17 protein-coding genes and 1 tRNA gene are annotated in these 14,518 nt (G+C 38.7%); 15 read left to right on the top strand and 3 right to left on the bottom strand.

What is annotated here, in order from left to right; all coding sequences use genetic code 11:
• Positions 1-54 precede the first annotated feature (54 nt).
• The 12 genes from I5515_RS03225 (at position 55) to I5515_RS03170 (ending at position 10,364) form a co-directional block, all read left to right on the top strand.
• Complete coding sequence (locus I5515_RS03225) at positions 55-1,431, top strand: Do family serine endopeptidase (RefSeq protein ID WP_199964720.1); 1,377 nt, start codon at positions 55-57, stop codon at positions 1,429-1,431.
• A gap of 124 nt (positions 1,432-1,555) precedes the next feature.
• Positions 1,556-2,020 (top strand): acyl-CoA thioesterase, encoded by a 465-nt coding sequence (locus tag I5515_RS03220; protein WP_199964719.1) that lies wholly within the window; start codon positions 1,556-1,558, stop codon positions 2,018-2,020.
• 160 nt (positions 2,021-2,180) lie between these two features.
• Positions 2,181-3,998: a translation elongation factor 4 gene (gene lepA, locus I5515_RS03215; RefSeq protein ID WP_003650302.1), complete on the top strand. Its 1,818-nt coding sequence runs from the start codon at positions 2,181-2,183 to the stop codon at positions 3,996-3,998.
• Between the two features lie 75 nt (positions 3,999-4,073).
• Entirely contained in the window at positions 4,074-4,901 is an 828-nt protein-coding gene (lepB, locus tag I5515_RS03210; RefSeq protein ID WP_199964718.1) for a signal peptidase I, read from the top strand.
• Positions 4,902-4,925: 24 nt separating this feature from the next.
• A complete protein-coding gene (locus I5515_RS03205) occupies positions 4,926-5,300 on the top strand; it encodes a DUF4845 domain-containing protein (protein ID WP_199964717.1) in 375 nt (124 codons plus the stop codon).
• Complete coding sequence (rnc, locus tag I5515_RS03200) at positions 5,272-5,964, top strand: ribonuclease III (RefSeq protein WP_004643662.1); 693 nt, start codon at positions 5,272-5,274, stop codon at positions 5,962-5,964. Before I5515_RS03205 ends, rnc begins: the two co-directional genes overlap by 29 nt.
• 11 nt (positions 5,965-5,975) lie before the next feature.
• Positions 5,976-6,998, top strand: a complete 1,023-nt coding sequence (era, locus tag I5515_RS03195; RefSeq protein WP_081400221.1) for a GTPase Era — start codon at positions 5,976-5,978, stop codon at positions 6,996-6,998.
• A 16-nt stretch (positions 6,999-7,014) separates the two neighbouring features.
• A complete protein-coding gene (locus I5515_RS03190; RefSeq protein ID WP_199964716.1) occupies positions 7,015-7,218 on the top strand; it encodes an NF038104 family lipoprotein in 204 nt (67 codons plus the stop codon).
• 9 nt (positions 7,219-7,227) lie between these two features.
• A complete protein-coding gene (gene recO / locus I5515_RS03185; RefSeq protein WP_199964715.1) occupies positions 7,228-7,941 on the top strand; it encodes a DNA repair protein RecO in 714 nt (237 codons plus the stop codon).
• A gap of 13 nt (positions 7,942-7,954) precedes the next feature.
• Positions 7,955-8,680: a pyridoxine 5'-phosphate synthase gene (pdxJ, locus tag I5515_RS03180; protein ID WP_199964714.1), complete on the top strand. Its 726-nt coding sequence runs from the start codon at positions 7,955-7,957 to the stop codon at positions 8,678-8,680.
• A gap of 6 nt (positions 8,681-8,686) precedes the next feature.
• Positions 8,687-9,331 (top strand): tRNA-(ms[2]io[6]A)-hydroxylase, encoded by a 645-nt coding sequence (locus tag I5515_RS03175; protein WP_199964713.1) that lies wholly within the window; start codon positions 8,687-8,689, stop codon positions 9,329-9,331.
• Positions 9,332-9,605: 274 nt separating this feature from the next.
• Positions 9,606-10,364 carry an SDR family oxidoreductase gene (locus I5515_RS03170; RefSeq protein ID WP_199964712.1) on the top strand — a complete coding sequence of 253 codons (759 nt, stop codon included), beginning with the start codon at positions 9,606-9,608 and terminating at the stop codon, positions 10,362-10,364.
• A gap of 192 nt (positions 10,365-10,556) precedes the next feature.
• Here the strand turns inward: I5515_RS03170 and I5515_RS03165 are convergent.
• Positions 10,557-10,632, bottom strand: a tRNA-Asn gene (locus tag I5515_RS03165).
• Between the two features lie 235 nt (positions 10,633-10,867).
• On the opposite strand from I5515_RS03165, the gene I5515_RS03160 reads away from it, so the two are divergent.
• Positions 10,868-11,299 (top strand): hypothetical protein, encoded by a 432-nt coding sequence (locus I5515_RS03160; RefSeq protein ID WP_199964711.1) that lies wholly within the window; start codon positions 10,868-10,870, stop codon positions 11,297-11,299.
• 15 nt (positions 11,300-11,314) lie between these two features.
• Here I5515_RS03160 and I5515_RS03155 read toward each other — a convergent pair whose 3' ends face one another.
• The gene (locus I5515_RS03155; protein WP_199964710.1) at positions 11,315-11,752 is read right to left on the bottom strand and encodes a PaaI family thioesterase; all 438 of its coding nucleotides are present in this window, start codon (positions 11,750-11,752) and stop codon (positions 11,315-11,317) included.
• Between the two features lie 243 nt (positions 11,753-11,995).
• Here I5515_RS03155 and I5515_RS03150 point away from each other — a divergent pair, with 243 nt between their 5' ends.
• The gene (locus I5515_RS03150) at positions 11,996-12,835 is read left to right on the top strand and encodes a DMT family transporter (RefSeq protein WP_199964709.1); all 840 of its coding nucleotides are present in this window, start codon (positions 11,996-11,998) and stop codon (positions 12,833-12,835) included.
• 55 nt (positions 12,836-12,890) lie between these two features.
• Here the strand turns inward: I5515_RS03150 and I5515_RS03145 are convergent, their stop codons facing one another.
• Complete coding sequence (locus I5515_RS03145; RefSeq protein WP_199964708.1) at positions 12,891-14,126, bottom strand: pyridoxal phosphate-dependent aminotransferase; 1,236 nt, start codon at positions 14,124-14,126, stop codon at positions 12,891-12,893.
• Between the two features lie 206 nt (positions 14,127-14,332).
• Here I5515_RS03145 and I5515_RS03140 point away from each other — a divergent pair, with 206 nt between their 5' ends.
• Entirely contained in the window at positions 14,333-14,512 is a 180-nt protein-coding gene (locus I5515_RS03140; RefSeq protein WP_199964707.1) for a hypothetical protein, read from the top strand.
• Positions 14,513-14,518: the final 6 nt, after the last annotated feature.

Below are 14,518 nucleotides of genomic sequence, written 5' to 3'. Positions count from 1 at the left end.
GTGCTACAACAGTTTTATTCTTATTTTCGTAGACCAATTGTGGGTGAGCACCGAATGAAAACTCGCTATTTACAACAAGGAATGTATGCAGCGGTATTTACAGTTGCCGCTGTTCAAGCAAATGCTGCTGTTGATTTTTCAAACCTCGTTGAACAAGTTAGTCCGGCTGTGGTGAGTGTAAACGTCGTAAAAAAAATGACTCAGGATGAACTGTTACAACAGCAAGTACCTGAAATTTTAAAACGTTTCTTTGGTAATCAGGTCATCATTCCGCAGCAACAAGGTCCACAAGAGAAAACCGCGTACGGTAGTGCTTTCTTTATTAGTAAAGATGGTTACTTACTCACAAACCATCATGTGATTGAAAACGCTTCCCGCATTAGTATTACTTTAAATGACCGTCGTGAGATTGATGCAACGGTGGTAGGTAGCGATGAACGTACTGATGTTGCATTATTAAAAGTGAATGGAAGTAATTATCCTGCCTTAAAAGTTGGCAATGTTGACCGCTTACGTGTGGGAGAACCAGTTTTAGCAATTGGTTCACCATTTGGTTTTGACTACTCAGCTTCAGCAGGTATTGTCAGTGCAAAATCACGCAACATGAGTGGCGAAACCTCTGTACCGTTTATTCAAACCGATGTGGCATTAAACCCTGGTAACTCAGGTGGTCCATTGTTTAACCAAAATGGTGAAGTTGTCGGGGTAAACTCACGTATCTTTAGTGGTACTGGCGGTTATATGGGCTTGTCTTTCTCTATTCCAATCGATGTTGCGATGGATGTAGCTGAACAGCTTAAAACAAAAGGGAAAGTTACTCGTTCATATTTGGGCGTCATGATGCAAGACATTGACCGTAACCTTGCCGATGCTTACAAGTTACCTAAACCTGAAGGTGCATTAATTACCCAAATTTCTCCGAACTCGCCTGCACAAAAAGCAGGGCTTAGAGCGGGTGATGTGATTTTGAAATATAACGGCAATCCAGTACCGCGCACCAGTGAATTACTCTACGCACTAAACAAAGTACAGCCGAATCAAACTGTTCAGTTTGAAGTATTACGTGATGATAAAACCCGTAATATTTCTGCGACTTTAACGACCGCTCCAGATGAAACACCTGCCACAGGTGCGCAAGGTGCTGTATCTAAAGGACCAGTTTTAGGCATGAGTATTCGTGATTTGGCTGAACCAGAAAAAAGTGCTTTAAGTGTAAAAGGCGGTATCTATGTGCAAGATGTTCGCCGTGGTGGCTTAGCATCATTGTCAAATATCATTCAGGGTGATGTGATTATTCAAGTCAACAATAACCAGATTTTAAATAGTCAGGATTTTGCAAAAGTTGTTTCTAACTTGCAAAAAAATACAGTAGCACGTGTTGCGATTATTCGTCAGGGACAACGCGCGATGCTTGGTTTGCGTATCCAGTAAACTTAAAAAAGACACAATGAGCCACCCTAAATATGGGTGGTTTTTTGTTATTTATCTTGAGCGTATAGTGATATCTACCTACACTTATTTCAGTTTGAAAGTTAATCAATAAGAGTGAACATTTGTGAGTAGTATTTTTGATTTACATATTCAGGTACAGCCACATCATATTGATGCGTTAGGACATGTGAATAATGTGATGTATGTACAGTGGATGCAAGATGTAGCTGCTGCTCATGTAGAAACGTTAGGGGTAGGGGTAACTAAATATCTCGAATTAAAACATGCAATGGTCGCTGTTGAGCATCATGTGCAATATCGTAAAGCTGCATTTGAAGGCGAACAAATTGTATTACGCACATGGTTAGATGATATCAACGCTCTTTATTCGTTCCGCCAGTATGTATTTTTCCGTCCGTCCGATCAGGCTGTATTATTTGTTGGAAATACGAAATGGGCTTGTATTGAAATCGCATCTGGTCGTCCGAAGCGGATGTCTCCAACTTTTACTCAAGCATATCAGCCGCTTGAATCAAGCATAAATCCTTATGATTTTACCGTTTCTTATGCAAGAAGTTTCTCAAGCTAGAATTGGGTTGCTGGGCCTTTTTTGAACACAAGTAAAAGGTAATGATTATTTTGGATACTTTAAAATATCCATCTGTTATAATCGCACGCAATTAATTTAACTGCTTTGGCTGTGTATTAAAACAAGCTACATAGCACTCTATATTTTCTCAAGGTAACCCATGGCGCAAGCTAAAAAATCCGTCGATATCAAAAATATACGAAATTTCTCGATTATTGCTCACATTGACCATGGTAAGTCTACATTGGCTGACCGTTTTATTCAGATGTGTGGTGGTCTACAAGATCGTGAAATGCAAGCTCAAGTTTTGGACTCAATGGAGCTTGAGCGCGAACGTGGGATTACCATTAAAGCCGCTTCTGTCACGCTATATTATACTCATCCTAATGGTCAGGAATATCAACTTAACTTTATTGATACTCCTGGACACGTAGACTTCTCATACGAAGTTTCTCGTTCATTAGCCGCGTGTGAAGGTGCGCTGTTGGTTGTAGATGCTGCACAAGGTGTAGAAGCACAATCAGTTGCAAACTGTTATACCGCGATTGAACAAGGTCTCGAAGTTCTTCCTATTTTAAATAAAATTGATTTACCACAGGCTGAACCTGAGCGTGTAATTCATGAAATTGAAGAAATCATCGGGATTGAAGCAACGGATGCCCCAACCTGTTCAGCAAAAACTGGTTTGGGTGTTGAAGGTGTTTTAGAGCGGTTAGTCGATGTTATTCCAGCGCCTGAAGGCGATCGTGATGCTCCATTGCAAGCATTAATTATCGACTCATGGTTTGATAACTACCTAGGTGTAGTTTCTCTTGTACGTATTAAACAAGGTCGTATCCGTAAGGGCGACAAAATGTTGGTTAAATCGACAGGACAAACTCATCCGGTAACTTCAGTAGGTGTATTTAATCCTAAGCATACTGAAACAGATATTCTTGAAGCTGGTGAAGTAGGTTTTGTTATTGCGGGTATTAAAGATATTTTTGGTGCACCAGTAGGTGACACTATTACCCTTGCTGCTACACCTGATGTTGCAATTTTACCCGGTTTTAAAAAGGTTAAACCACAGGTTTATGCTGGTTTGTTCCCGATTGATGCGAGTGATTTTGAGCCATTCCGTGAAGCGCTACAAAAATTGCAGATCAACGACTCAGCTTTATTCTTTGAACCAGAAAGCTCAGATGCATTAGGTTTTGGTTTCCGTTGTGGCTTCTTAGGGATGCTACACATGGAAATTGTACAAGAGCGTTTAGAGCGTGAGTATGATCTTGACCTAATCAGTTCTGCACCTACCGTAATTTATGAAGCATTAACCAAGAAGGGCGAAACGATTTATATCGATAGTCCATCGAAAATGCCAGATGGATCGACTGTAGAAGACTTGCGTGAGCCGATTGCAGAATGTCATATCCTTGTTCCTCAAGAGTACTTAGGGAATGTAATGACCCTATGTATTGAACGCCGTGGTGTTCAAAAAGATATGAAATTCTTGGGTAATCAAGTTTCTATTACCTTTGAAATTCCGATGGCTGAAGTCGTTATGGATTTCTTTGATAAGTTAAAATCATGCTCTCGTGGTTTTGCATCGCTAGACTATAACTTTGTGCGTTTCGAAAGTTCAGCTCTAGTTAAGGTTGATGTATTAATTAATAGTGACAAGGTTGATGCCTTGGCTATGATTTGTCACCGTAATGACGCGCGTCATCGTGGTATCGCATTGGTTGAGAAAATGAAAGATTTGATTCCTCGCCAAATGTACGATGTTGCTATTCAAGCGGCTATCGGTGCACAAATTATTGCTCGTTCTACTGTAAAAGCAATGCGTAAAAACGTATTAGCGAAATGTTATGGTGGTGACGTTTCACGTAAGAAAAAACTACTTTCTAAACAAAAAGAAGGTAAGAAACGTATGAAACAAGTGGGAAGTGTTGAAATTCCACAAGAAGCGTTCTTGGCTGTATTGAAAGTAGAAAGATAAGAAATGAGGGTGGGGGAAGTACGAGATTGCTTTTCCCTACTTTAAGACAAGCAGCTAGGCTGCGAGTGAGGTCATGTGGATTTTGATTTTAATTTAATTCTTGTTCCAGTTACGCTGATTCTATTTGCAGTGTGGTTGTTAGATAAACTTGTATTCAAACAGCGTGCAAATAAAGGGCGCGGGAACGAAAATTTTGTTATTACATGGGCCTATGACTTTTGGCCAGTTTTAGCTGTAGTACTTGTGCTTCGTTCATTCCTTTATGAACCATTTAATATTCCATCAGACTCTATGGTACCTACTTTAGAAACTGGTGATTTTATTTTGGTTAATAAATTTGATTATGGTGTGCGTTTACCTATCGTTAATAAGAAAATTATTGATGTAGGAGAACCAAATCGTGGTGATGTGATTGTATTCCGTTATCCACCTCAACCTACCATCAGCTATATTAAACGTGTCATCGGTTTGCCGGGTGATCATATTGTTTACGATCATGGACAATTGATTATTAACGGACAAAAAGTACCGAAAGTATTAACACAGTTTAGTCGTGAAAAAGATGTGTTAGATACCCCAACGTCTATTTACCACAAAGAGACGATTGGTACGCATACCTTTAGAATGCGTGAACTTGAAGGCGTAAATGTGGCGCGCCAAGCACCGTTTATCAACTATGTTGAAAATGGTAAATATTCAAACCAAGACGGTTTATATTGGGAAGTGACTGTTCCAAAAGGGCATTACTTTGCAATGGGGGATAACCGTGATCAAAGTGCAGACAGTCGTTTCTGGGGCTTTGTACCTGAAGAAAACTTAACAGGGCGAGCATTCTATGTATGGATGCATAAAGAACCGGGCTTACATCTTCCTACCTTTGGCCGAAATGGAAAAATAGATTAAAAACAACCATTAGGAAAAAAAGAAATGCGTAAGGCACAACAAGGTACTTCGTATTTAGCAATTTTATTTGGGGTGGTTATATTTGCGGTTGCAGTAAAAGCTGTACTTGCAGTTTGGCCAGCATATTGGGATGATCGATTGATTAATAATCAAATAGAAGAGCTTTTAAAAGAAAGCTCTTCTGAGATCACACCACAGAAGTTTGTGACACAAATGGATCAGCGACTGGAAATGAACAATATTCGTGATCTTCATTTTAAGGAGATCGCACAAGTGTTTAATGAGTCTGGTCTAAAAGTCCAAAAGAAATATGAGGTAAGAAAACCTTTCTTATTAAATATTGATTTAGTTTTAACATTTGAGAAGAGTTTTGATAAAACATCAGTTCAAACTAAGTGATCCTCGCTTATTGAGTCGAATAGGATATCAATTCAAGCAGCTTGAATTGTTGCAGTTAGCTTTGACTCATCGTTCGGTGAGTCATAAATACAATTACGAGCGCTTGGAGTTTTTAGGCGATTCATTATTAGGCATGATTGTTGCCAATTATCTATATCATGCCTATCCAAATGAAAATGAAGGTCGTCTAACGCGTATGCGAGCGACTTTAGTTCGTCAGGAAGCTTTAGGTAAGATTGCAACAGATTTGCAACTTAGTCGGTGTTTAATATTAAGTACGGGTGAGTTGAAATCTGGTGGTCATCATCGCGAGTCAATATTGGCTGACACGGTAGAAGCGATTATTGGTGCAATTTATATTGATAGTGGTGATCTCAACTTACTTACAGATATTGTGCTAAAATGGTATGTACCCTATTTAGACCATATTGAACCTACGGATCAACTTAAAGATCCGAAATCACGTTTACAAGAGTATCTACAAGCACGTAAAAAACCTCTCCCTGTTTACGAGGTTGTAGATATTCAGGGTGATGCACCTCACCAACACTTTAAAGTTGAATGTTTGATAGATGGCTTATCAAAGATTTATGGTGAGGGTTCAAGTCGTCGTTTTGCCGAGCAGGCAGCAGCGGCGGAAATTTTAAAGTTATTGGAGCAATAACCTGCATGTCGATGCATTCTGATCAAATCAATCCAGATTCAAATGATAACCAAGATCCTAATAATCTGATTGATCAATTTTTTAGTTCCAAAGGCGTAACAATTCCTTCGGATTTTAAGAGCGGATTTGTGGCGATTGTAGGACGTCCAAATGTGGGTAAATCTACCCTCATGAATCATTTATTAGGTCAAAAGCTCTCTATTACCTCGCGTAAACCTCAAACAACACGTCATAAAATTATTGGTATTGATTCGCGCGAAAAAATGCAGGCGGTATATGTAGATACCCCAGGTATGCATAAAAAAGAAGTGCGCGCTATTAATAAAATGATGAACCGTGCAGCTCATTCTGCATTGCGCGACGTTAATTTGGTCTTATTTGTTATTGATGCTTATAAGTGGACCCCAAATGACGACTTAGTACTTGAAAAACTCAAGAATGCTGAAATGCCAGTTATTTTGGTGATTAACAAGGCTGATACTTTTGAAGATAAAAGAGATATTCTTCCTTTGATTCAAGAGCGTGCCAAGCTTATGAATTTTGCCGAGATTGTTCCTGTATCTGCATTACGTGGAGCAAATCTGGAACACTTGAGTGAAACGATTGAGAAGTATCTTCCTTATCAAGCGCCTTTGTATTCATTTGATCAGATTACTGACCGTTCTGAACGCTTTTTGGCTAGCGAAATTATTCGTGAAAAAATCATGCGCCAGTTAGGTGAAGAATTACCTTATGATTTAACAGTACAAATTGAATCTTTCAAAACGGAAGAAGAAACTGTTAATGAGAAAACTGGTCGTTTAAAACCAGCTTGTACTTATATTGATGCAACGATTTTTGTAGATCGTGCGGGCCAAAAAGCGATTGTGATTGGCGAAAAAGGCGCCAAGCTTAAAACAATCGGTATGGATGCCCGAAAAGACATGGAAAAGATGTTTGAGCAAAAAATTATGCTCACACTTTGGGTGAAAGTGAAGGGTGGCTGGTCTGATGATGAGCGTGCCTTAAAAAGCTTAGGATATAGTGATATCTAAAGGATAGGATACTGGTATGAAAACAATTACATCATTGGTCGCTATAATTGGATGTACATTGATGTTACAAGGTTGTGTATATAAGCTTGTAACCGTACCAGTAGGTATCGCCTATAAAACTACAAAAGGTGTTGTCAAAGGTACAGCTGCTGTTATAGGTGCGGTGATCCCTGATGGTGATGATGAGGATGACAAAAAAGAAAAAGAATCTAAGGAATAGTTTCTTTTTATGATGCGCAATGAAGTCCTCCATGGATATATGATTCATCACCGTAAGTACCGTGAAAAAAGTCATATTGTGCATCTTTTTACTCAGGAGTATGGGCGAGTTGATGGTATTTTAAGACAGACTCCGCCCCCTCAGTATCAACCTATCCGATTACAGGCAACAGGTAAAAGTGAACTGAAGAACTTTACTAAGCTTGAAATCTTAAATCAGCCAGTTTTCTTTTTTGGTGATGCTTTTTTTGCCGGATTTTATTTAAATGAAGTTGTTCTTAGACTTTGTCCGTTAGAAGAGGCAATGCCCCAAACTTTTGAGCAATATCAGTTAACATTACTGCAATTACAACAATTATCTTCTCACGAAAATCCTGATCTTTTTCTTAGACAAATATTACGACAGTTCGAACATGCACTTCTTCCTGAACTTGGATACGCAATTGACTTTTCAATTGATACTCAGCAACAGTCAATTCAGGAACATCAGTTTTATCAATTTCAAGTGACCGAAGGCTTTGCACCTGTTGCTCAGGCGAGCAGTTCTTCTGTGTCTGGAAAAGCAGTTTTGTCTATGTTGGACTATGAACAAGGGCATGATTTTTCTCACGATCAACTGCAATTATTAGGTAAACTATACCGTCAAATGATTACATCGCTTTTAGGAGATCGTTCCCTAAAAAGTCGACAGTTGTGGATTCAAAATACTCAAACTCAATCGTAATTAGGATTTATTTATGGCTGCATTGCTTGGTGTAAACATAGACCATGTTGCTACTTTAAGACAGGCGCGCGGTACTACTTACCCAGACCCTGTAGAAGCTGCGCTCATTTGTGAACAAGCTGGTGCAGAGGGAATTACCTTGCATTTGCGTGAAGACCGTCGCCATATTCAAGATGATGATGTACGCCGTATGCGACCATTACTAAAAACACGCATGAATCTAGAGTTGGCTGTAACTGATGAAATGGTCGCGTTTGCGAAGGAAATTCAGCCACAGCATGTTTGTTTTGTTCCAGAAAGACGTCAAGAAGTAACAACAGAAGGCGGCCTAGATGTGGTCGGTAACTTTGATAAAGTAAAAGCTGCAACACAAGTTTTAACTGCTATTGGCTGTGATGTGTCTTTGTTTATCGATGCTGATTTAGCTCAAATTGATGCTGCTGTTGCATGTGGCGCACCTACGATTGAGTTGCACACGGGTGCATATGCAGATGCGGCAACAGAGCAAGATCAAGAGGCTGAATTGGCACGTATTATCAAAGGTGTTGAATACGCAGCTTCAAAAGGTTTGATTGTAAATGCTGGTCATGGTTTGAACCTGAAAAATATTGCTCCAATTGCAGCTATTCCACAAATTCACGAATTAAACATTGGACATTCAATTATTGCTGATAGCGTTTTCGTAGGTCTGGTTCAAGCTGTTAAAGATATGAAAGCAGCCATTCAGGTGGCAGGTTAACTGGTTATGTCGAGTATCAATTACGATGAATTAATGCAACCTGTATTGGCTTTTTTAGGCTGTCAAACGCCAAATGCATGGTTAGATGAGGCAATCAATAATTTAGATATTTTGATGCAAGATCATGCTAATTGTGAAAAAAAAGCAGCTAGTACCGCAATGAACTTAATGTTCCGTTATAGCTTTTTCCCTGATTTGCAAGTAAAGCTTGCACAACTGGTACGGGAAGAAATGCTTCATTATGAACAAGTGCTTGAGCTAATGGCTAAGCGTGGTCAGAAATGGGATGGGTTAAGTGCAGGGCGCTACGCAGGTGGGTTACGTAAAGAGATTCGTACTTATGAGCCAGAAGCTTTAATTGATGTGCTAGTGGTGGGTGCTTTTGTTGAGGCTCGCTCATGCGAACGTTTTCATGCACTTGCTCCACGTGTAGATGAAGAGTTGGGACGTTACTATCGCTATTTGCTTAAGTCAGAGTCTCGTCATTTTGAAGATTATTTGTCACTTGCTCTTGATGTTGCACAAACTGCAAAAATGAAAAATCCTAAAGAGGATATTCAGCAGCGCATTGAGCATATTCGCGAGGTTGAAAAGAATCTGATTTTAACACCTGATGATACTTTCCGCTTTCACAGTGGCGTGCCTGCATAATCTTGAATGCTTCAATTTAAAAAAGTTTACCTTTCACGGTAAACTTTTTTATTAGGTGAGCTTTATTTTTTCGGTGGTGGGCATGTTCTGCTTTTAGTTTTTTAATGCATATAATCATTTAATAAATATATTTTTTATAGATTTTAATTTCTCTTAAAATTTTTAAAAAAACTTTTATTTTTTTAGGCTAATAATAAATATTGTGTAAATATAAAGGCTGATATGTTCATCATGAGTTCAACTGAAATAGTTGATCATTTCTAAGGATATAAGAATGTTAGCATTAGTTACAGGTGCATCGGCAGGTTTTGGTTATAGCATTTCAAAAAAACTGATTGAGTTAGGCTATAAAGTTATTGGTTGCGGAAGACGGGCAGAAAAACTAGAAGAACTAAAACAAGAGCTTGGTGAAAAATTCTATCCCTTAGTATTTGACATGACAGATGTGGCAGAAAATATAAATAAGGCATTGGTTGGTTTACCAGCCGAATTTCAAATCAGCCAAATTGATTTATTGGTAAATAATGCTGGATTGGCATTAGGGTTGGAGTCAGCTGATAAATCAGATTTAGATGATTGGTACACCATGGTTGATACCAATATTAAAGGCTTGATTACAGTTACTCGGTTAATTTTACCGAATATGGTGAAGAAAAAATCCGGTTTAATCATCAATATGGGGTCAATTGCAGGTACATACCCATATCCGGGTGGTAACGTTTACGGTGCAACCAAAGCATTCGTGGAGCAATTTAGTTTAAACCTTCGAGCTGATCTATCAGGTACGGGCATTCGAGTAACTAACATTGAGCCAGGGCTTTGTGGTGGTACAGAGTTTTCTTTGGTACGTTTCAAGGGCGATCAAGAAAAGGTAAATAGTCTTTATGATAAAAAGAACCCAATTTTACCCGAGGATATTGCAAATACGGTAGCGTGGGTTGCATCACAGCCGCCACATATTAATATTAATCGTATTGAAATGATGCCGACCACCCAGTCTTTTAATCCTTTAAAAGTTGTTGAAGTGGAATAGGTAGTTTTGAAATGATCTAAGAGGGAATAAAAGGTGATACGCCATTTAGTTTGGAATTGGGTCATTAAAGCAAACGATTAATCTAATAATGAAAATTAAATCCTCTATATGTTGATAGGGGATTTTTTTATAGGTATTGATAATTTTATGGCAAAAAAAAGCCCGCTTTAATGCTGCGGGCTTTTTCGTATTTGGCTCTCCCACCTGGGCTCGAACCAGGGACCTGCGGATTAACAGTCCGTCGCTCTACCGACTGAGCTATGGGAGAATCTGCATGCGATTATAAGGAGATTTTGAGAAGGGTCAAGTCTAAATTGTCATGTTGACTACATTTTTGTGCTGTATGCTTTTTATTTGATCAGTTGAGGGTTGGGGCGAAAAATTTCTTGCGCTTTAAAAATTCAATTGTTAGATTCAATAAAGAACAAACGTTTGGAGAAATCCAGACAGTGTGGATTTAAAACCAACTTGCCAGCACTAAAATGGCTAAATCGGAGATAAGTATGAAAACGCTTACTGTTGCTTCTATTTTTTCTAATTTTAATTTTTATCAACGTAATTATCTCAATATTTTAAGTCGACCAGAATCTTATTACACACCTGTAGAGGGTGCATGGATTGATGCATATCCATTTAAAAAACAAACTTTGTATTTGGGTGATTTATTGCAGCTTTGGCTAAGCTCCAAATGGAATGTGCATAGTTCACTAAAAGTTTTAAAAAGTTCAAAAGTATTAAGCCCTTCTAAATCTTTATATATTTTTCAATTAGAAGGGGAGTTATTGCTTGGCAGAAATAAAGTTCTAGCTTGGTCTATTGAACATCAAGAAGTTATAGAACTTCAACTTAAAAATATTTGGGCACCGTATGTGGTTGCACAAACCTGTGACCGTCCAAATAATTCAGATTACTCAATAAAAAAGGCAGCGGTTTAAAGCTGCCCTTAATGACTAGGGACGGATAACCATGCAGGTTGCTGTTGCATAGGCATACAGTTTACCTTCCTCATCAATAATCTTTCCTTCGGAAATACCCAAATTTTTACTTAAGTTAATGACTTTGCCTATCGCAATTAAAGGAAAGTTCTTAGGAATAGGACGGCACATTTTTACGTTAAGATCGATTGTTCCGTAGCCTACGCCGGCAGGTAACATCGTATGTATTGCACAACCAGTCACAGAGTCTAAAACTGTAGCAGCAAAGCCACCATGTACACCACCGAGTGGATTTAAATGGTTATGATCTGCTTGTGCTTTAAACGTAACAGCCCCTTCTGAAATTTCAGTAGGTTGCATAGGTATGGTTTTACTAATACTTGCTGCTGGAATATGGCCATCTATCATAGCTTGTAAAAATTCGAGACCAGTCATTTCCATAGGATTTTTCATTTTTTGAGTCCTTTAATTTAATAAGTTCTAAAATGGAACTTATTGTTAGCCTATTATTAAGCCATCGATATGTCAATTCTATGAGTGAAGGATTGAACTGATGAGTTGAATACTTAAAAGCTTACCTATTGAGGATAAAACCTCTTTATTCTAAAAACAGGAATAAATTAGTTGCATAATGAATTAGATAGATAAGTGGTTCTTCTTATACACTATAAAAAAAATAGCAGGAGCATAGGGATAATGCTTTTAAAAATTGCACTTGTGATGGTGGCTTTTGCAGCGAATTCTGTGTTGTGCCGTTTGGCTTTAGCAGGGCATCATATCGATCCAATGAGTTTTAGCCTAATACGAGTAGTGAGTGGTGCAGTTGTTTTATTGGGGATGTTTTTTTATTACAGATCGCCTCAAACTCATATTCATTGGAATTTTAAGAACGCATTTTTTCTAGCGGTTTATGTTTTAGCATTTTCATGTGCTTATCTTCAAATAGATGCGGGTATTGGTGCTTTACTATTATTTGGTGTTGTACAACTTACCATGGTGCTTTACGGTTATTGGCATGGTGAGCAAATTGGCATGTACCGTAGTATCGGTTTATGTATAGCTTTAGCTGGAATGATTGTTTTGCTATTACCGGGTACTCATGCACCTCATTGGGGGTATGCGCTACTTATGATGGTGTCAGGTTTGGCATGGGCTGGGTACAGCATTGCTGGTCGTAACATGACACAGCCTGTTGGTAGTACATTGGCAAATTTTATATTGGCTGTACCAATCATTTTGTTGGCAAATATATTGTTTAATCAAGAGCGGTATATTGATTTACAAGGTTGGGTATTAGCAATTTTGTCTGGTGGCGTGACTTCAAGTGGGGCCTATGTCGTTTGGTATGCGATTTTGAAGCATATTGATCGAGTGACTGCCAGTACCGTGCAGCTGAGTGTGCCATGTTTGGCAATTTTAGGTGGTAATCTATTTGTTAATGAAGCTATAACTGGGCGAGTTATTTTGTCTAGTTTTATGGTTTTGTTTGGAATTTTTCTAGTTATTTATATGATGCCGAAAAAAAGAAAAGCATAGATCAATTAAAAAAGGGCTCTCTCCAAAGAGAACCCTTTTTTATACAAAATGCAGATTATTTTGCAGCTTTTTCAGCTTCAATAGAAGCAATTGCAGCATCTACACCGTCAATTGAGTCAGCAGCTTTTTTGATACGCGCTAACGCATCAACGAGTACTTCATCAGCAGTCGCATATGAAATACGCATAAAACCGCCTAAACCAAATGCATCACCAGGAACTACTGCTACACCAGTCTCTTCTAGTAACCATTCAGAGAACTCTGTACAAGACTTTAAGCCTTTTGCACGAATGAGTGGACGAATGTTTGCATAGGCATAGAAAGCACCGTCAGCAGGTAAGCAAGAAATCCCTTTAATGTCATTCAAGCCATTTACAACTAAGTCATGACGACGTTTGAAGGCTTTAATCATTGGCTGTAAAACATCTTGTGGACCATTCAATGCAGCTTCAGCAGCAACTTGTGAAATAGAAGTTGGGTTTGAAGTTGATTGAGATTGGATTTTTTTCATTGCACCAATGATTTTTGCTGGACCGGCTGCATAGCCAATACGCCAGCCTGTCATTGCATATGCTTTAGACACACCATTTAAAACGATAGTGCGGTCATATAAATCTGGAGCAACAGTTGCGATGTTGTAGAACTCATCTTCCCAACGAATTGGTTCATACATGTCGTCAGATGCGACAAATACTTGTGGATGACGACGTAATACTTCCGCTAAAGCTTCTAATTCAGCTTTGCTATAGATCATACCTGTTGGGTTAGATGGGCTGTTTAATACAACTAAACGAGTGTTAGGAGTAATAGCCGCTTCTAATTGTTCAGGTGTAATTTTAAAACGTTGGTCTTCACCACATTTCACAATGACAGGAGTACCTTCAGCAATAATGACCATATCTGGATAGCTTACCCAGAAAGGTGCTGGAATGATAACTTCATCGCCTTTGTTTAAGAGAGCAAGCGCTAAGTTAAAGAAGCTTTGCTTACCACCACATGAAACCAAAATCTGATTCGCTTGATAATCAAGATTATTATCACGTTTAAATTTAGCAATAATTGCTTTTTTTAATCCAGGAGTACCATCTACAGCCGTATATTTGGTGAAACCATTATTAATCGCTTCAATTGCAGCATCTTTGATGTGTTGAGGGGTATCAAAATCTGGTTCGCCAGCACCTAAACCAATCACATTCTTGCCAGCAGCTTTAAGTTCAGCAGCCTTGTTGGTTACAGCAAGTGTAGGGGACGGTTTGATAGCATTGACACGATCAGAAAGACGTACGTCCACGGCAATATTCCTCTTATGGGATTAAAAATAAAAAGCACTCTATCTTATCGCAAAAATTAAGCAATTTGCGGATGTGGGCCTTTTCAGATGTAAAAAAGTTTAGTTTAGTAAGAATGTTAAGCAATATTTATTCAATTGAAGCTTTCTTAGAAAGAAATGAGAAAATCATTTATAATAGGTCGCAATCGAAATTTCGAGAATGAATCATGACTGAGCAACAGCCAAAACAGAAAAAGGCTTTGGTGAAATTGCCATTCCCAATGCCGAATGATAGCAATGACGCTGACGATGTAGCACACAACCAAGTGCGTCCAAAACCAGAGCAGTACGCAGATAGAACTTGGATGCCTCCGCGCGGTACTCGTCGCTCTATGGGCAAACGCTAATCTAAA

The sequence above is a fragment of the Acinetobacter calcoaceticus genome, assembly GCF_016508255.1.
Classification (GTDB): Bacteria; Pseudomonadota; Gammaproteobacteria; order Pseudomonadales; family Moraxellaceae; genus Acinetobacter; species Acinetobacter calcoaceticus_E.
The sequence above is the reverse complement of the archived record's forward strand: the minus strand, read 5'-3'. Positions and strand labels throughout refer to the sequence as shown.